This is a genomic window from Streptomyces similanensis, assembly GCF_039543625.1.
GTDB classification, from domain to species: Bacteria; Actinomycetota; Actinomycetes; order Streptomycetales; family Streptomycetaceae; genus Streptomyces; species Streptomyces similanensis.
In genome coordinates, this window is record NZ_BAABKC010000086.1 from 93,629 (window position 1) to 110,684 (window position 17,056).

Consider the following 17,056-nt stretch of genomic DNA (forward strand, 5'->3'; position numbering starts at 1 on the left):
CTTTCGTTTCCGCGGCCGTCACCGGGCGCCCAGGGCCTGGCGCAGGGCCTTGAGGTTGGCCTCCTGGACGGCGAGGTAGTCGGCGCCGCGGGACTTCTTGGTGATGCCCTCGATGGGGTCGAGGACGTCGGTGCGCAGGCCGGCGTCGTGGGCGACGGTCTTGGCGGTCCTGTCGCTGACGAGGGTCTCGTAGAAGACGGTGGTGACGCCGTCGGCCTTGGCCATCCGGTCCAGGTCCTTGATCCGGGCGATGCTGGGCTCCGACTCGGGGTCGAGGCCGTTGATGGCCTCCTCGGTCAGGCCGTAGCGCTCGGCGAGGTAGCCGAAGGCGGCGTGCGTGGTGATGAAGACCTTGGTCCTGGTGTGCGCGAGGCCGTCCTTGAACTGCTTGTCCAGGTCGTCGAGCTGCTTGACCAGGGCGGCGGTGTTCTTGCGGTAGTCGGCGGCGTGCTTCGGGTCGCCCTTCTCGAAGGCCGTGCCGACGCCCTCGGCGATCTGGGCGTAGCGCACCGGGTCGAGCCAGACGTGCGGGTCCTTGCCGCCGCTCTCCTCGCCCTCGTGGTCGTCGTGGGCGGCGGCGTGCCCGCCGACCTCGTTGCCGTGCTCCTCCAGCGTGGTGAGGGCGGCGGCGTCGATCCGCGTCTTCGGCCCGGACTGGTCGACGGCCTTGTCGACGGCGGGCTGGAGGCCCTTGAGGTAGAGGACGGCGTCGGACTCCTGGAGGCGGCCGGTCTGGCGGGCGCTGATCTCCAGGTCGTGGGGTTCCTGGCCGGGTTCGGTGAGGCTGGTGACGTGGACGTGGTCGCCGCCGATGCGCTCGGCGAGGAAGGCCATCGGATAGAACGACGCGACGACGTCGTACTTGTCCGTGTTGCCACCCGCGGCGTCGGCGGAGGAGCAGGCGCTCAGGGCGCCGAGTCCGAGGGCGGTGGCCGCGGCGATCGCGGTCCCCGGTATGAGGCGTCGTCGTACGTTCATGACAGTCATTTTCAACAAAAATGGAAACCGTTGTCAACAAGCTGTCCCGGAGGTCCCTCCGGCACCCCGGAAGGCCCCGTAACCGGCACCGATTTGATTGAGGGGCGACCTGCGCCGGTACTCTGAAGCATTCGCTCTGAAGCGTCTCGCTTCGCCCGCCCGTCTCCCGACCGCCACCCCCCATCGAGGCGCTTCGCGCCGCACCAGTCAGTCACCGTCGTCGTAATGAAGAGAGCACCGTGGCCGCCGACAAGATCGACACCATCGTCAGCCTGAGCAAGCGCCGTGGCTTCGTATTCCCTTGCAGTGAGATCTACGGCGGACAGCGCGCCGCCTGGGACTACGGGCCGCTGGGTGTCGAGCTCAAGGAGAACCTCAAGCGCCAGTGGTGGCGCTACATGGTGACGTCCCGCGAGGACGTGGTCGGCATCGACTCGTCCGTCATCCTGGCCCCCGAGGTCTGGGTCGCCTCCGGCCACGTCGCCACCTTCACGGACCCGCTGACCGAGTGCACCGCCTGTCACAAGCGGTTCCGCGCGGACCACCTGGAAGAGGCGTACGAGGAGAAGAAGGGGCACGCCCCGGCGAACGGTCTCGCCGACCTCAACTGCCCCAACTGCGGCAACAAGGGCCAGTTCACCGAGCCCAAGCAGTTCTCGGGCCTGCTCTCCACCCACCTCGGCCCCACCCAGGACTCCGGTTCCGTCGCCTACCTGCGCCCGGAGACCGCCCAGGGCATCTTCACCAACTTCGCCCAGGTGAAGACCACGTCGCGCCGCAAGCCGCCGTTCGGCATCGCCCAGATGGGCAAGTCCTTCCGCAACGAGATCACGCCGGGCAACTTCATCTTCCGCACCCGCGAGTTCGAGCAGATGGAGATGGAGTTCTTCGTCAAGCCGGGCGAGGACGAGCAGTGGCAGGAGTACTGGATGGAGCAGCGCTGGAGCTGGTACACCGGTCTCGGCCTGCGTGAGGAGAACATGCGCTGGTACGAGCACCCCAAGGAGAAGCTCTCCCACTACTCCAAGCGCACCGCCGACATCGAGTACCGCTTCCAGTTCGGCGGCAGCGAGTGGGGCGAGCTGGAGGGTGTCGCCAACCGCACCGACTACGACCTCAACGCCCACGCCAAGGCCTCCGGCCAGGACCTCGCCTACTACGACCAGGACAGCCAGGAGCGCTGGACGCCGTACGTCATCGAGCCCGCGGCCGGTGTCGGCCGGGCGATGCTCGCCTTCCTGCTCGACGCCTACGTCGAGGACGAGGCGCCCAACGCCAAGGGCAAGATGGAGAAGCGCACGGTGCTGCGCCTGGACCACCGCCTGGCCCCGGTGAAGGTCGCGGTGCTGCCGCTGTCGCGCAACCCGGAGCTGTCGCCGAAGGCCAAGGGCCTGGCCCAGACGCTGCGGCAGAACTGGAACATCGAGTTCGACGACGCCGGCGCCATCGGCCGCCGCTACCGCCGCCAGGACGAGATCGGCACGCCGTACTGCGTGACGGTCGACTTCGACACCCTGGACGACAACGCGGTGACCGTCCGCGAGCGCGACTCGATGAAGCAGGAGCGCGTGTCGCTCGACCAGATCGAGGGCTACCTGGCGCAGCGCCTCGTCGGCTGCTGACAACGGCCGCTGACACCGGCTGCCGCCCTGGCTGTTCCCGACGCCCGCGCCCCCTCCGATCCGTTCGGAGGGGGCGCGGGCGTTCTGCTGCCGGTGGCCCTGGCGTCAGCGGCCCTGGAGGGACCTCACGTTGTCGCCGAAGGTCCAGTTCTTCGAGCCGTCCCAGTTCACCGACCAGGTCATCAGGCCCTTCAGGGAGCCGCCGAAGTGGCTCCAGGCCTGGGAGACCAGGGACGGCGACATGTAGCCGCCGCCCGCGCCGGGCTGGGCGGGCAGGCCCGGGACCTGCTTGTCGTAGGGCACCTTGACGGTGGTGCCCTGGATCACCAGGCCCTTGTTCAGGCAGTCGGTCTGGGCGGTGAAGCCCTGCACGGTGCCCGCCGCGTACGAGTCGCCGGAGCAGCCGTACATGCTGCCGTTGTAGTACTGCATGTTGAGCCACCACAGGCGGCCGTTGTCGGCGTACTTCTTGACGATCGGCAGGTAGGCGCCCCAGATCGACCCGTAGGCGACGCTGCCGCCGGTGACGTAGGCGGTCTCCGGGGCCATGGTCAGGCCGAAGTTCGACGGCATCTGGGCGAGGATCCCGTCGATGATCCGGATCAGGTTGGCCTGGGAGGCGGAGAGCTGGCCGATGCTGCCGCTGCCGGTCAGGCCGGTCTCGATGTCGATGTCGATGCCGTCGAAGTTGTACTTCTTCAGGATCGGCACGATCGTGGCGACGAAGCGGTCCGCCACCGTCTGCGAACTCAGGTCGATGCCGGCCGCCGCGCCGCCGATGGAGAGCAGGACCGTCTGCCCGGACGCCTTGGCCGCGCACATCTCGGCGGGCGTGGCCACCTTCACGCCGGTGTCCATGCCGTCCTCCCACAGGGCCGTCCCGTCGGAGCGGATGACCGGGAAGGCCGCGTTGAGCACGTTGTAGCCGTGCGCGGCGATACGGGAGTCGGTGATCGGGGTCCAGCCGAAGGGCGGGTGGACGCCGTTGGCTGCGCCGTCCCAGTTCTCCCAGTAGCCCTGGAGGACCTTGCCGGCGGGCCGTGACTTCACGGCACAGGTGTCGGCCGTCGCGGCGGCGGGGGCGGCCGCGGCGGCGGGCGCGAGGGTCAGGGCGAGCGGGGCGAGACACGCGCCGGCCAGGGCGGCGGCGAGCAGACGCAGTCTGCGGCGGATCATGCGGGGCCTCCCGGTGGGGGTGCGGTGAGGGGCATTTATGTCGCAGGCATGACAGTGCTCTGGTCCAGACCTTTCGTCAAGAGGTCTGGACCAGGTCCGGTCCGGCCCGGATTCGAGGGGGGTGGCTGACACCTGACAGCTGACAGATATTGAAAACTGTCAGTCGTTATGTCAGGCTGGAGTCATGACGATGCACACGCGCTCCCTCGGAACCACCGGCCCCCAGGTCTCCGCCCTCGGTCTCGGCTGCATGGGCATGTCCGGCATGTACGGCGACGCCGACCGCGCCGAGTCGATCGCCACCGTCCACGCCGCCCTGGAGGCCGGCGTGACCCTCCTGGACACCGGCGACTTCTACGGCATGGGCCACAACGAACTGCTCATCGGCGAGGCGCTGCGCTCCGCCCCGGCCGCGCACCGCGACAACGCGCTGCTCAGCGTGAAGTTCGGCGCGCTGCGCGACCCGGAGGGCGGCTGGGGCGGCTTCGACGGCCGGCCCGCCGCCGTGAAGAACTTCGCCGCCTACTCCCTCCAGCGCCTGGGCGTCGACCACCTCGACGTCTACCGCCTCTCCCGCCTCGACCCGGACGTGCCGATCGAGGAGACCGTCGGCGCCATCGCCGAACTGGTCGAGAAGGGCTGGGTGCGGCACATCGGACTGAGCGAGGTCGGCGCCGAGACCGTCCGCCGGGCCGCCGCCACCGCCCCGATCGCCGACCTCCAGATCGAGTACGCGCTGATCTCCCGCGGCCCCGAGAAGGAGATCCTGCCCACCCTGCGCGAGCTGGGCATCGCCGTCACGGCGTACGGCGTGCTCTCGCGCGGTCTGCTCTCCGGCCGCGTCGCCCACGACCAGCGGTTCGACGCGACCGACTTCCGCGCCCACTCGCCCCGCTTCCAGGGCGACAACCTGCGGCACAACCTCACCCTGGTCGACTCGCTGCGGCGGATCGCCGAGCAGAAGGGCGCCACCGTCGCCCAGACCGCCATCGCCTGGGTGCTCTCCCGCGGCGAGGACGTCGTCCCGCTGGTCGGCGCCCGCACCCGCGAGCGGCTGACCGAGGCGCTGGGCGCGCTGGAGGTGACTCTCACGGAGGCCGACCTCGCCGCGATCGAGGCCGCCGTCCCGGCCGACGCGGCGGCGGGCGAGCGGTACGCGCCCGCCCAGATGGCCATGCTCGACAGCGAGCGCTGACCCCCGCGCCGGACCACGCCCCACCCCGCTCCAGGTACGGTCTACGACATGTCACCCACCACCGAGCCGCTGACCGCCGAGCGCATCCTCGCGGCGACCGAGGAAGTGCTGCGCCGCCACGGCCCGGCGAAGGCCACCGTGGTGGACGTGGCCCGCGCGCTCGGCGTCAGCCACGGCAGCGTCTACCGCCACTTCCGCACCAAGGCGGCGCTGCGCGAGGCGGTGACCAAGCGGTGGCTGGACCGCACCTCGGACGCGCTGGCCGGCGTCGCCGCCGCCGAGCGGGATCCCGGGGAACGGCTGCGGGACTGGTTTTGGACGCTGTTCGAGGCCAAGCGGCACAAGGCGGGCGACGATCCGGAGATGTTCGCGACGTACCAGGTCCTCGCCGGCGAGAGCGGCGAGGTGGTCGGCGAGCACATCGACGAGCTGACCGGCCAGTTGACCGGGATCGTCGCCGCGGGCGTCGCCTCGGGCGCCTTCACGGCCCCCGACCCGGCGGCGACGGCCCGCGCCCTCTTCCACGCCACCGGCCGCTTCCACGACCCGGGTTACGCGGGTGAGTGGACCCGGCCGGGCGTCGAGGACGAGTTCACCGCGGTCGTGGACCTGCTGATGCGGGGCCTGCGAGCGTAGCCGGGCTCTTTGGGCAGAGTCGGTGATGTCACGGATGGATGTCAGTCAGTCCGGTCCATGCGCCATTGCATCCCGCCCAGCCACGGTCAGTGTCTGCTCAGGGTCATACCCCGCAGAAGGGTCGTGTCCAAGATGATCAACGCGACGCTTCCATGGACGGCTGAGCTGCTTTCCCGGTATCCCAGGCGGTCTGTACGCATGCGCGCGATTCCGGCATCGTAAGCCAGTACACGAGGCACGCGGTGGTGGAGTGAGTTCAACCTCAGTAACGCGGAAACTCGACGGGGGTGAATTTGAACGCCTCCGAGTGGTGGGTGGAGTTCGGATTCTCCACCTCGAAGGAGAGCGTACTGCCGTCCTCACTCACCGAGCCGCGAAAACGTGCTGCTATCCCATCCGCAGATCCCACGGTGAACCACAATGCCCGTCCGCTCATGCGATAGCTGCCCTGGTAGATGCCGAGACGCTCGGTGCCGGGACGGAGCCATTGGGCGATCTGCCGCGGCTCCCCGTCCGCGGACACATAAGTGACGTTCGCAGGGTCGGTAAAGCGGAGATAGCCGAACGAGTTGCCGCGTGCTGACATGTAGAGACCATCCCGTCGCGGAAGCTGGACAGGACGGGACAAGGGCTGCGGTGGTTGAGTCTTTGAGGCGGACACCTCGGCAGGAAGGCAGGGGAGCAGGTCGCGGAGGACGGTGAGGAGTTCGGTGGGCGCGTTGGTCGACTCGTAGAAATCGATCACATGAGCCCGGACCCGAGGTTCCCTGAGGCTGTAGACGTAACCCGTGGAGGCCCGCAGCGGAGGGCGCAGGGTGTACGGGGGCTCGTCCGAACTGGAGTGAACGTCTGCGCGCAGCGCGCCACGGTAGTCGGATGGGACCACGAGTTCGGTGAGGGAATGGGAGCCTGGACTTTCGAGCGCCCTTCTGAGGTTGCCATCCCCGGCGATGTAGTAGTCGCGTGCCTGAACGGGGTCATATCGTCGGACCACCTCCAGCCGGCCTGGATCCCGATTCAGCCAGCTCTTTTTCTCGTGACACTCGACAATGTCGAAGCGCGCGGACCCGCCCGTGCCGCTGGCGTCGATCTGCTTGACCAGCGCGAGGCACAGGCGCAAGAGCTGAGGACCCGGGGGCTGCTTATAGGAGATGTCCGGGCTCAGCAGCGGTCGCAGCGAGCGCACGGTTGCCGGTCCCCGAAGGGCGGCATCAAGCGCGTCACCTCCGCGCTGGAACGATCGGGCGACCGCGTCATCTGCGCTTCTGTCCCGGCAGCGTAGACACCCCGGTCCCCCTTCGGCGAAGCCCCGCCACCATATGGCCCTGACCTGCCTGCCGTCCGGAATCGGACCCGGCCATCCGGACGACTCGGAGCCCGGGGGGAGTTCGTCCGTGGACAGGTGTTCCGTCCTGCCCACAAAGGAGAGCTGGGCGCTGATGCCGTTCGTCACCGCCTCCGGGACGAAGTGTTCACCGCAGCACCGCGCACCGCACCTCGGACAGGTGGCAAGGGAGTCCACTCCACACCAGCACGCCGTCATGGCGAGAGACCGTAGCAGGGCTCGGCTGCGGCGTCATGGGCTTGGAACTGACGGACGATGAGCGCCTGGGGCCCTGGCCGGGATGGAGGCCGTCGTCAAGAACGACGTCACCGGCCTGGTGACCCTTTCGGGCAGTGCCGGCGAGCGTTCGCTGCCGCTGCTGGCCGCGTACGGGCGGCATAAAATTCATTGCCGCACCGTAGGCTCTCCAACGGCAACGTGCATATCGCCGAGCCATCCATAGAAACGGATTCGCAGTATACCCACTTCGGAAACGTCGAGTTGCTTGACGGGAATCACCGCGCCGTATTTAAGCGTGAAGGCTTCAAGTTTTCGGCCTGTACCCCGATCGGTGATCTCGACCTTCACCGTATGGGTCCTGTCGTTGGCAGGCGAGTCCGCTGCGATGCCGAAGCTTCCATCGAACCATTTATATTTTCCCGCCAGTTTCACATCGTACCAGGACTGCTCGCCCCCTGAACAAAGGAGACTGCACCTCGCGACGAAAGAACTGTCGAAAGTTTGGTTTCCGATCGTCACGTCGTCGACGCTCCAATCGGTGACCTCGCCGCCCCCGTCACCATCAGTCGACACCTTCATGCCATCCGGGACTTCACTCCCGGAAAGCAGCACACTGACGGACTCAGGAGGAGCTGTCGAGAAGGAGGGGCTACTCGAAGAGGATGGCGTGCCCATATCCGATGGGTCAGGCGAAGTGTTCGGCGGAGCCGAAGTGACGGCCTGCGAAACCGATGGCTTCGCCGATGCGTTTGAGGGCTTGGCGTCGTCGCCCGCTTTGTGATGTCGGAACAGAAAAAAGGCCACTGTGGCGACAAGGCAGAGCACAAGCATGCCGACGCCGACGATGCGCCAATTCCGCTTTTGCTGGGGAGTGATGGGCTGCCCGTTATGGTTTCCACCGATTGGGCCGACGGTCACTTGGCCGTCGAATTGCGCGTAAATGAGTACGCAAACGGCAAGAAATACAATCGACGACAAGATCGTCGCCAATAAACCACCGTTCACTCGGCCCCCCTGAAGGCTCAGCTGTGGGACTGAGTATCTCATCCGCATGCAGGAGAGCCGAGTTGATCGCGGTATCACAGCCACCTCGTAGACGACTGCCTCGCCGGGACCGTCCTGTCCGTCAGACCGGCCTGACCAGCAGCACGACATCACGAGTTCAGCCTCAGTGACCCAACACTGCCGAAGCCGTGGTGACCTAGCCCTGCCGCTCTACGCGGTCGCTCGCCAGAAGGCGCGCATCAGCGGGGGCGGGGTCGGGTTCGTCATCGAGACCTGGGTGAGGAGGATCGTCACCTTGCCGGTGGCGGGGACGAGGTGGGCGGTGGTGCCGGTGCCGCCGATCCAGCCGTAGCGGCCGGGGACGTTCCACGGCTGGGCGGAGGTGAGGTCGACTCCGCCGCCGTAGCCCCAGCCCTGGCCTTCCAGGAAGAGGTCGGCGGGCTCGCGCTGGGCTGCGGTCAGGTGGTTGGCGGTCATCCGGCGCACCGAGTCGGGGCCGAGCAGGCGGTGGCCGTTGGCCGTGCCGCCGCCGAGCAGCATGCGGGCGAAGGCCAGCAGGTCGTCCGCCGTGGAGACCAGGCCGCCGCCGCCCGAGGGGAACGCGGGCGTACGGCTGTAGTCGCCGTCCGGCCCGTCCACCAGCCTCAGGCCCTCCGTCTCGTGCGGGAAGTAGAAGCTGGTGAACCGGTCGCGCTTGGCCGCCGGCACCTCGAACGCCGTGTCCCGCATGTCCAGCGGTGCGAAGATCCGCTCGGCCAGGAACTCGGGGAACGTACGGCCCGACGCCCGCGCGACCAGGATGCCCTGGAGTGCGGAGGAGGTGCCGTACAGCCACGCCTCGCCCGGCTGGTGCAGCAGCGGCACCCGGGACAGCCGCTCCAGCCAGACGTCCGGCTCCGGCCACTCCTGGAGGGGCGTGCCGTGATCCTCCACCTCGGCCAGGGCGCGGACGGCCGGGAGGGAGAAGTCGGCGTGCAGGCCCCAGCCGGTGCGCGAGCTGAGCAGGTCCTCCACCGTGATCGGCCGGGCGAGCGGCACCACGTCGTCCACCGGGCCCGCCGGGTCCCGTACGACGACCGGCTCCGCCAGCTCCGGCAGCCACTTCGCCACCGGGTCGGCGAGGCCGAGCACCCCGTCCTCCAGCAGCGTCAGCACGGCCGCCGCCGTGATCGGCTTGGTGAGGGAGGCGACGCGGAAGATCGTCTCCCGGCTCATCGGGGCGCTTGCGGCGGTGTCGGCCGAGCCGGCGGCCACCGCCTCCACGTCGTCGCCGAGGGCCACCAGGCCCACCGCTCCCGGCACCGTGCCGTCGTCCACGTGCCGCCGCAGCATGTCGTGCAGTGCGCTCATCGTCCGGGCCCGCCTCTTCCTCAGGTTCCTCGCCGTTGTCCGCCGTACGTACGACTCCCGCCGACGCGGAAAGTCATCGGGGCAGTCATCGGGGCGGACGAATCCCCGTCCGGGGCCGCGCGTCAGGCGATCGGGCGCGTCAGCCGATCGTGCGGGGCAGGCGGAGGCTGAGCAGACCGGTCAGGACCACGCCGGCCAGCTGGACCAGGAGCGTGATCGCCAGGGCGTCGCCCATGCCCATGGCCGGGACCAGGGACAGGAAGAGGGTGCCCAGGGTGGCGACGCCGAGCGCCAGGGCCGACTGCTGGGTGGTCACCATGACTCCGCTGCCCACCCCGGCCCGGACGGCCGGCACCTCGGACAGCACGATCCGGAAGATGATCGGCAGCTGGAGCGCCTGCCCCGCGCCGGCCACGGCCGTGCCGGGCAGCAGCGCCAGGAAGCCGACGTGCGGCCAGGACGCGTGCACCACCAGCGCCATCAGGCCCACGCCCGCGAACTGCACCACCGCGCCCGCCGTCACCACCCGGGTGCCGAACCGGGCGACCAGCCGGGGACCGGCCAGCGAGACGAGGAAGAAGACGACGGCCATCGGCGCCAGCGCCAGCCCCGCGGCGACCGGACCCAGGCGCGCGCCCTGCTGGAGGGCCACCGCGATGACGAACATGAAGCCGCTGAAGCCGATCGAGAACGGCACGATCAGCGTCAGACCGCGGCGCAGCGACAGCAGGCGGAACAGGCTCGGCGGCACCAGGGGCGTCCGGCCGAGCCGGTCCGCGCGCCGCTCCACGGCGTAGAAAGCGGCCGCCACCAGCGGGAACGCGGCCAGCGACAGCCAGGTCCACAGCGGCCAGCCGGCCGCGCGGCCCTCGGTGAGCGGGGCGAGCAGGGTGAGCAGGGACAGCGCGAGCAGCACCGTGCCGGGGCCGTCGACCGGCTCGGGGCGCTCCGAGCGGGTCTCCGGGACGGCGCGGGTCGCGAGCAGCAGTCCGGCGACGACGACGGGCACGTTCACCAGGAACACCGAGCGCCAGCCGCTGCCCCACAGGTCGGCGGCGACCAGGACGCCGCCGAGGATCTGGCCGGCCACCATGGACAGGCCCGCCGTCGCGCCGTACAGGCCCATCGCCTTCGCCCGGCGCGGGCCGGCCGTGGTGGCCTGGATGGTGGCGAGCACCTGCGGCAGCATCGCGGCGGCCGACGCGCCCTGCGCCACCCGCGCCGCGACCAGCGTCCACGCGCTCGGCGCGAGTCCGCAGGCCAGCGAGGTCAGGCCGAAGGCCGCCATGCCGCCGAGGAAGAGCCGGCGGCGGCCGAACAGGTCGCCGAGCCGGCCGCCGAGGACGAGGAGGACGGCGTAGGCCACTCCGTAGCCGGCGACGACGAGTTCGAGGACGGCCTCGCCCGCGTGCAGGTCGCGGCCGATGGTGGGCAGGGCGACGTTGACGATGAAGAAGTCGATGAGGGGCAGTGCCGCGCCCAGCAGCACCGTGAACAGTCCGAGCCCGCCCAGGGCGGCGGTGGCCGCCGGGCGCCGGACGGTGCGGGAGGAGAGGGTTTGCGTGGTCACGGGGACGAGCCTGCGCCTGCTGCGAGACGGGTACCAGAGTGTCCTTATCCTGGTAGCGGAAGTACCTGGAAACAGGGTCCGTCCGGCGGCAAGCTGGGAGCATGAGCACCATGACACAGGAGACGACCGTACGGAACGCGCCGACGCCCGCCCGGAGCGCGCGGCCGGCCGCCCGGAGCGCGCAGGCGAGCGCCGACCCGTCCGCGCGCAGCGGCCCGGCCGCCACGTCGGCGATCCGGCGGCACGAACTGGCCGCCTTCCTCCGGCACCGCCGCGAGCACATCGCGCCCGAGCGGGTCGGGCTGCCCCGCGGCGTCCGGCGCCGTACGCCCGGGCTGCGCCGCGAGGAGGTCGCCCAGCTCTCCGCGGTCGGCGTCACCTGGTACACCTGGCTGGAACAGGGCCGGGACATCCAGGTCTCCGTGCAGGTGCTGGACGCCCTGGCCCGTACGCTGCTGCTCGACCCGGGCGAGCGGGCCTTCCTCTTCCAGCTGGCCGGCGCGACGGACCCGACGCCGGCCACGGTCTGCCCGTCGGTCACCCCGGCGCTGCGCGCGGTGCTGGAGCAGCTGGAGCCGTTCCCGGCCTGCCTCCAGAACAGCCGGTACGACATCCTCGCCTACAACCGCACCTACGGCCTGCTCTTCTGCGACCTGGAAACGGTGCCGCCCGAGGACCGCAACTGCATGATCCTGTCGTACACGCACGAGGAGTGGCGCTCCTCGATCGTGCACCTGGAGGACGCGCTGCGGCACATGGCAGCCCGCTTCCGCGCGGCGATGGCCGGCCACCTCGGCGAACCGGCCTGGAAGACGCTGCTGAAGCGGCTGCGCGACACCTCGCCGGACTTCCGTGAGGCGTGGGACCGGCACGAGGTGGTCAGCCCGGCGAGCAAGCGCAAGGAGTTCCGCAACCCCCACGTCGGCCGGGTCACCGTCGATCACACCGACCTGTGGCTCAGCCCGGAGGTGGGCCCGCGCATGGTGACCTACGTCCCGGCGGACGACGAGTCCCGGGAGCGGCTGGAGAAGCTGCACGCCCTCGCGCTGGAGCGGCGTCAGTCGCCGACGCGGCCCTGAGGGGCGGGGACAGCGGGGACGGCGGGGGCGTGCGGGGGGCTGTCTGTACGGGTCAGCCGCCCTGGCCCTCGCCGCCCATCGGGCCGACCTTCACCCCGGAGCCGCCGCCCTCCGTGACGGGCAGCGAGCCGCCGCCCGGCCAGGCGAGCGTGACCGTCTTCGTCTCGTTCGGCGGAGTGACCAGCAGTCCGGTGACGCGGACGCCGGAGCCGCCGGAGGTGGTGACCGTGTAGTAGATGCCGAAGTACGTCGTCTGCCCGGCCTTGAGGACGTCCGGGCCGGTGCTCTTGCCGGTGCGCCGGGCGGACAGCGAACCGGCGTTGGTCTTCAGGTCGACGCCCGCGTACCCGGAGAGGGTGCAGGACCGGCTGCCGCGGTTGGTGAGCTGGACCGTGACGGTGCCGTCGGGATCGCCGCCGATGGTGGTGTCCCGCGCCGTGATCTTCAGGTCGTCGGTGCGGCACTTGCCGCTCCGGCCGGACCCGGAGCCGGACCCGGAGCCGGACCCGGAACCGGAGCCGGAACCCGACCCTGACCCGGTGGTCCCCTGCCCTGCGGAGCCCTTGCCGGAGGAGGCGCTCCCGCCGGTGCCGGTGCCGCCCGAACTCCCCTCGGCGGAGCCCGGAGTGCCCCCTTGGTCCGAACCGGCCGAGCCCGAACCGCCGCCGGAGGAGGACGCGGCGGCCGACGGACCGCTCCCTCCCGCGCTGTCGTCGTCGCTCTGGCACGCCGTGAGCGAGAGACTCGCGGCGACGGCCAGGACGGCGAGGGTGACCTTGTGAACGCGCATCGCTTCTTCCTCAGCATCGATTGCGGGGGGCTCGTCCGCTCGGCACCGGCCGGTGCGAGCGTGCGTCTCTGAGCGCTAGGAGCCGCCCGGCCGGGTGCGCCGTTCCACCCCGCCGACGTCTAGTACGCCGCTGTTACACGGTCACGGCGAGGTGCGGGCGCGCCCGCGCCGGCGTTCCGCCCCCGGCAGGTGATCCGGCCCGATCCGGTCGTGCGCCGACGCGCCTCCTCCGGCACTCTGGTGTCCTACTGTGGGTGCACCACGATGCGCGGCTCGACTCACCACGGGGGCAAGGAAGTTGGAGATCACAGGGAGTGCCGGGGGCATCGAGCTCGCGGCGGCCGTGCAGGCGGTGCGCGACGAACTGCTGCGCGCCGCCGCACAGGGGGCCGGAAGCGACATGGTGTTCCAAGTGGGACCCATACAACTGGAGTTCACGGTCGAATTGCGCGCGGACGCCCGGGTGCGCGGCGGGATCAAGGCGTTCGTCGTCTCCGGCGAGGCCGACGCGGGGGCGGGCCGCACCCGCACCCATCGCGTCGCGCTGACCCTGGAGCCCCGCAGGGCCACCGGGGATCCGCTGCTGATCTCCGGTGAGGGCGAGGCCGACGCCTCCGGTCTCGCCGCGGCCGGGCCGCTGTGACCGACGCTCCGGGGCCGGGAGCGGGACGCGCGAGCGGACCGGAACTGGAGCGTGTCGCCGCCCTGACCGGAGGCGGCCGGACGGGCAGCGGCTATCTGCTCACGCCCCGGCTGGTGCTGACCGCCGCTCACGTGGCCGAGGGCCTGGAACACGTCAGCGTGTCGACGGTGGGCGGCGGCACGCGGCTCTGCCGGGTCGTGTGGCGGCGGCACGATGCGGCCGTCGACGCCGCTCTGCTGCTGGCCCCCGGCGATCTCGTGCCGCCGGACGTCGCGCACCGCCTGGGTCCGGTGCACTGGGCCAGGCTGACGGACGCGTCGCCGATCGGGGACTGCCAGGCGATGGGCTTCCCCCGCATCGCGCGGGCCCCGGGAGGCCGGCTGGACATCGAGCACATCGAGTGCGCGCTGCGCCCCGGGGCCGGTCTGGTCCGCGGCCGGTACGTCCTCGACGTCAAGGACGTCGCGCCCGAGGCGGCCGGGGCGGGCTCGCCGTGGGGCGGCATGTCGGGCGCGGCGCTCTTCGCCCGCGGCCAGCTGCTGGGCGTGATCGTGAGCATGCCCGAGAACTTCAGCAGCCGCCGGCTCGAAGCGGTGCGCAGCTCGGCGCTGCTCGCCGACGCCTCCCTCACGGCGGCCGTCGCCGCGCACGGTGGGGCGCCGCCCCTGGTCACCGAGCTGTCGGCCGCCGCTCCCGAGCGCAAGCCCCTCGTCCTCGCGGGTGTCCGGCACACCGCGCGGCGGGACCTGGCGGCGACGATCCGCTCGCACTGGGCGGAGGCGGCGCGGCAGTTCTTCGGCGGCGGGGGCCGGGCCGAGGAGCGGTCCGAGGGGTCGCGGCACCTGCTGGCCTGGCTGCGGCAGTTCGACGACGCGGAGACCGACGACGTGGAGGGGCTGCGGCTCCTGATCGACCGATGGCTGCTGCGTCCCGGCCTGACGGCCGACCTGAAGCTGCTGCGCCTGCTGAGCTGGCTGGATCCCTCGGGCGATCCCGTGTGGCGGGGCGCGGCGGTGACCTTCCCGTCGCTGACGCGGGCGTGTCTGGAGGGGCGGCTGGCGGACGGCGGTCCCGACCGGGACCTGTACGACGACCTGTGCCGGGGCGAACTGCTGGACGCGCTGGCCGGGTTCACGGCGCTGAGCGGCGTCGAGGGCCTGCAGCGGGACTGGGACAGAGCGCGGGCGGCCTCGCTCGACCTGGTCCGCCGGGCCCCCGGAGTGCCGGCGGACGTCCGGGAGTGGACCGGGGACGGCGCGCGCGGCCTGCTGCTCGCGGCGCTGCTGCCCCACCCCGAGGCGGGGGAGCGGCTGCGGCTGGCCGGCGAGCGGGTCACCCCGCCCGCCGACGGGGTCCTGGCCTGGTACGACTGGCTGCGCTCGCACGGCGCGGACGCGGGCGCTCCCGTCGCGTGGCTGGTGCGCACCGACCTCGCCGCCTACGCCGCGCGCCACGCGGAGCTGGCCGCCCGGCAGGCCGCCGAGGAGTGGACGGCCCGGCGGACGACGGAGGCGCTGCGGGAAGCGCACGCCCTGCGGGCGCGCCAGTGGCGCGCGTACGAGGAGGAGCGGCGCGCGCCCGGGGCGCGGCTGGCGGCGGCCAGGCGGGCCGTGGTCTGGGTGGGGCTGTGGGGAGCGGCGGCGACCGGGACGGTGTGGCTCGTCTGGGGTCACGCCGAGCCCGGCATCGCCCGCACCGTGTCCTGGCAGTGCGGTTGGCTGACGGCGGCCGGCGTCCTCGGCCGGGTCCTGGCGGCGCTGCGGCTGGGCGCGGCCTACCGGCCGCCCCTGTTCGGCGTGCGCCGCGGGACGCGGGCGGCGGACGCCCGGTCCCGTCCGTTCGCACGCCTGGCCGGGGACGCCGGGAGGTGGCTGCTCCGCGCGGGCGTCGCCGTCGCCGCCATCGCCCTCCAGGGAGCGCTGGTGCACGACAGCACCGTGGTGTCCCTGGCCGTCTTCGGTCTCGCGCTGTGCCTCGTCCTCATGGCCTCCGTCGGCGGCGCGCGGTCGGGCGCGGTGTTCCGGGACTGGGACGAGGAGCACCGAGGACGGCTGGAGGAGTACCGGGAACGGCAGGCAGGAGTGCCGCGGGACGTCCTGGCGAAGGGGAGGTCGGGCGCGCCGGGGGACCGGGCCGAGGCGTACGCGGCGGTCCTGCAGCAGTTCACGGATCTCGGCCGGGGAGGACCCGGCGGCGGACGACCGGACCGGCGCGGATGACCCGCGCGGCCGGACCCGCGGCACGTACGCGCACGGCCGGACCCGCGGCACGTACGCGCACGGCCGGACCCGCGGCACGCACGCGCACGGCCGGGCCCGCGGCACGTCGCGCGCGTGGCGGGAACGGGCCGGACGACCACCCGCAGTCGATCGGACGGAGGCAACGTGATGGCCAGGTACGAGGGTGCGGGCGGCTGGGTCGAGGTCGGCCCGGCGACGCTCACCGTCTGCCGGACGGACAGGAGGCCGGAACCCCTCGCACCGCGCGTGCTGCCCTTGGGGGCGCTGTCCGGCGTGGAGGTGAAGGACGCGACCCGGCTGCGGCGCGGCCGGCTCCACCTGTGGTTCGGCGGACGGGTCCTGGTCCCGGTGGGGTCCGACGAGGACCCCAACACCATCGGGTTCACGTACGGGCAGCGCGAGGCGTTCCGGACCCTGTACGACTACCTCTGGAGCGTCGTACGGACGAACGAGGCACAGGACGTCGACGTGGCGGCCGCCTACGAGGCCGCCGCCGACCCGCTGGTGGCGTGGCTGGCCGGGCGCGAGCGCGCCCGGAAGGAGGCCGAGGAGGAGCGGGCCGCGGCCGAGGACGCCGCGCGGCGGGACCGCGCCGCCCGGCTCGCCCGGGACATCGGCCCGCGGGCCGCCGCCCGCCAGGACATCATGGCCGCCGGGCTCGCCTCGGCCACGGGTGAGCGGTGCCGGTCCGCCCTCAAGGCGCTGCCCGGCCTCCTCCTCGGCGACGAGCAGGTGTTCGTCGTGGCGGAGTGCTCTCTCGGCGACGGCGGTACGGGCAGCACGGGCACGGTCGTCCTCACCCAGCTGCGGCTGCTGTTCGTCCGGAGCGGGTTCTCCCGGGACGAGGTGTCCGCGCTCTACCTGAGGGAGGTCAGGACGGTGGCGAGCCGGCAGAAGGTCACCAGGGGCAGCATGCAGGTGGAGACCCTTCAGGGCGTCGTCGTGGAGTTCAACGGCCTCAGGACGGAGGACCTCGCCCGGCTCGACGAGGCGCTGCGGCTGGCCGTCGGCAGTCCGGGACGGACCGCCCCGGCCCCTCCGGCCGGCGTCCCGGCCGCCTCCGAGGACGTCCTCGGCCAGATAGCCAGGCTGGGCGAGCTGCACGCGGCGGGTGTCATCACCACCGCCGAGTTCGAGCAGAAGAAGAAGCAGTTGCTCGACCGGCTGTGAGGGCCGCCAGGCGCGGCCGGACCCGGTCCGCTGGGTGT

At 71.7% G+C, this 17,056-nt stretch carries 14 protein-coding genes; 7 read left to right on the forward strand and 7 right to left on the reverse strand.

Annotated elements, in window-relative coordinates:
* Positions 1 to 18: 18 nt before the first annotated feature.
* A complete protein-coding gene (locus ABEB07_RS27265; RefSeq protein WP_345670717.1) occupies positions 19 to 978 on the reverse strand; it encodes a metal ABC transporter substrate-binding protein in 960 nt (319 codons plus the stop codon).
* 239 nt (positions 979 to 1,217) lie between these two features.
* Here ABEB07_RS27265 and ABEB07_RS27270 point away from each other — a divergent pair, with 239 nt between their 5' ends.
* Positions 1,218 to 2,600, forward strand: coding sequence for a glycine--tRNA ligase (locus ABEB07_RS27270; RefSeq protein ID WP_176148878.1), 1,383 nt, complete (start codon positions 1,218 to 1,220; stop codon positions 2,598 to 2,600).
* Positions 2,601 to 2,705: 105 nt separating this feature from the next.
* Here ABEB07_RS27270 and ABEB07_RS27275 read toward each other — a convergent pair whose 3' ends face one another.
* The gene (locus ABEB07_RS27275) at positions 2,706 to 3,776 is read right to left on the reverse strand and encodes a chitinase (protein ID WP_345670718.1); all 1,071 of its coding nucleotides are present in this window, start codon (positions 3,774 to 3,776) and stop codon (positions 2,706 to 2,708) included.
* Between the two features lie 184 nt (positions 3,777 to 3,960).
* On the opposite strand from ABEB07_RS27275, the gene ABEB07_RS27280 reads away from it, so the two are divergent.
* Both ABEB07_RS27280 and ABEB07_RS27285 read left to right on the forward strand, forming a co-directional pair.
* Positions 3,961 to 4,971, forward strand: coding sequence for an aldo/keto reductase (locus ABEB07_RS27280; protein WP_345670719.1), 1,011 nt, complete (start codon positions 3,961 to 3,963; stop codon positions 4,969 to 4,971).
* 48 nt (positions 4,972 to 5,019) lie between these two features.
* A complete protein-coding gene (locus tag ABEB07_RS27285; protein WP_176148875.1) occupies positions 5,020 to 5,607 on the forward strand; it encodes a TetR family transcriptional regulator in 588 nt (195 codons plus the stop codon).
* A 262-nt stretch (positions 5,608 to 5,869) separates the two neighbouring features.
* On the opposite strand, the gene ABEB07_RS27290 is transcribed toward ABEB07_RS27285, so the two are convergent.
* From ABEB07_RS27290 to ABEB07_RS27305, 4 genes are all read right to left on the reverse strand, one after another.
* Positions 5,870 to 6,793 (reverse strand): hypothetical protein, encoded by a 924-nt coding sequence (locus tag ABEB07_RS27290; protein ID WP_345670720.1) that lies wholly within the window; start codon positions 6,791 to 6,793, stop codon positions 5,870 to 5,872.
* Between the two features lie 543 nt (positions 6,794 to 7,336).
* Positions 7,337 to 8,161 (reverse strand): hypothetical protein, encoded by an 825-nt coding sequence (locus ABEB07_RS27295; RefSeq protein WP_345670721.1) that lies wholly within the window; start codon positions 8,159 to 8,161, stop codon positions 7,337 to 7,339.
* A gap of 225 nt (positions 8,162 to 8,386) precedes the next feature.
* A complete protein-coding gene (locus ABEB07_RS27300; RefSeq protein WP_345670722.1) occupies positions 8,387 to 9,526 on the reverse strand; it encodes a serine hydrolase domain-containing protein in 1,140 nt (379 codons plus the stop codon).
* A 139-nt stretch (positions 9,527 to 9,665) separates the two neighbouring features.
* Positions 9,666 to 11,096 (reverse strand): MFS transporter, encoded by a 1,431-nt coding sequence (locus ABEB07_RS27305; protein ID WP_345670723.1) that lies wholly within the window; start codon positions 11,094 to 11,096, stop codon positions 9,666 to 9,668.
* Positions 11,097 to 11,197: 101 nt separating this feature from the next.
* Between ABEB07_RS27305 and ABEB07_RS27310 the strand changes: the two genes are divergently transcribed.
* Positions 11,198 to 12,175 carry a helix-turn-helix transcriptional regulator gene (locus ABEB07_RS27310; RefSeq protein ID WP_345670725.1) on the forward strand — a complete coding sequence of 326 codons (978 nt, stop codon included), beginning with the start codon at positions 11,198 to 11,200 and terminating at the stop codon, positions 12,173 to 12,175.
* A gap of 52 nt (positions 12,176 to 12,227) precedes the next feature.
* On the opposite strand, the gene ABEB07_RS27315 is transcribed toward ABEB07_RS27310, so the two are convergent.
* On the reverse strand, positions 12,228 to 12,965 hold the full coding sequence (locus ABEB07_RS27315) for a DUF4232 domain-containing protein (RefSeq protein WP_345670727.1): 738 nt from the start codon (positions 12,963 to 12,965) through the stop codon (positions 12,228 to 12,230).
* A 298-nt stretch (positions 12,966 to 13,263) separates the two neighbouring features.
* Here ABEB07_RS27315 and ABEB07_RS27320 point away from each other — a divergent pair, with 298 nt between their 5' ends.
* From ABEB07_RS27320 to ABEB07_RS27330, 3 genes are all read left to right on the forward strand, one after another.
* Entirely contained in the window at positions 13,264 to 13,608 is a 345-nt protein-coding gene (locus ABEB07_RS27320; RefSeq protein ID WP_239146252.1) for a trypco2 family protein, read from the forward strand.
* On the forward strand, positions 13,605 to 15,827 hold the full coding sequence (locus ABEB07_RS27325; protein WP_345670729.1) for a trypsin-like peptidase domain-containing protein: 2,223 nt from the start codon (positions 13,605 to 13,607) through the stop codon (positions 15,825 to 15,827). Before ABEB07_RS27320 ends, ABEB07_RS27325 begins: the two co-directional genes overlap by 4 nt.
* A 168-nt stretch (positions 15,828 to 15,995) precedes the next feature.
* Positions 15,996 to 17,018 carry an SHOCT domain-containing protein gene (locus ABEB07_RS27330; RefSeq protein ID WP_345670730.1) on the forward strand — a complete coding sequence of 341 codons (1,023 nt, stop codon included), beginning with the start codon at positions 15,996 to 15,998 and terminating at the stop codon, positions 17,016 to 17,018.
* Positions 17,019 to 17,056 lie beyond the last annotated feature (38 nt).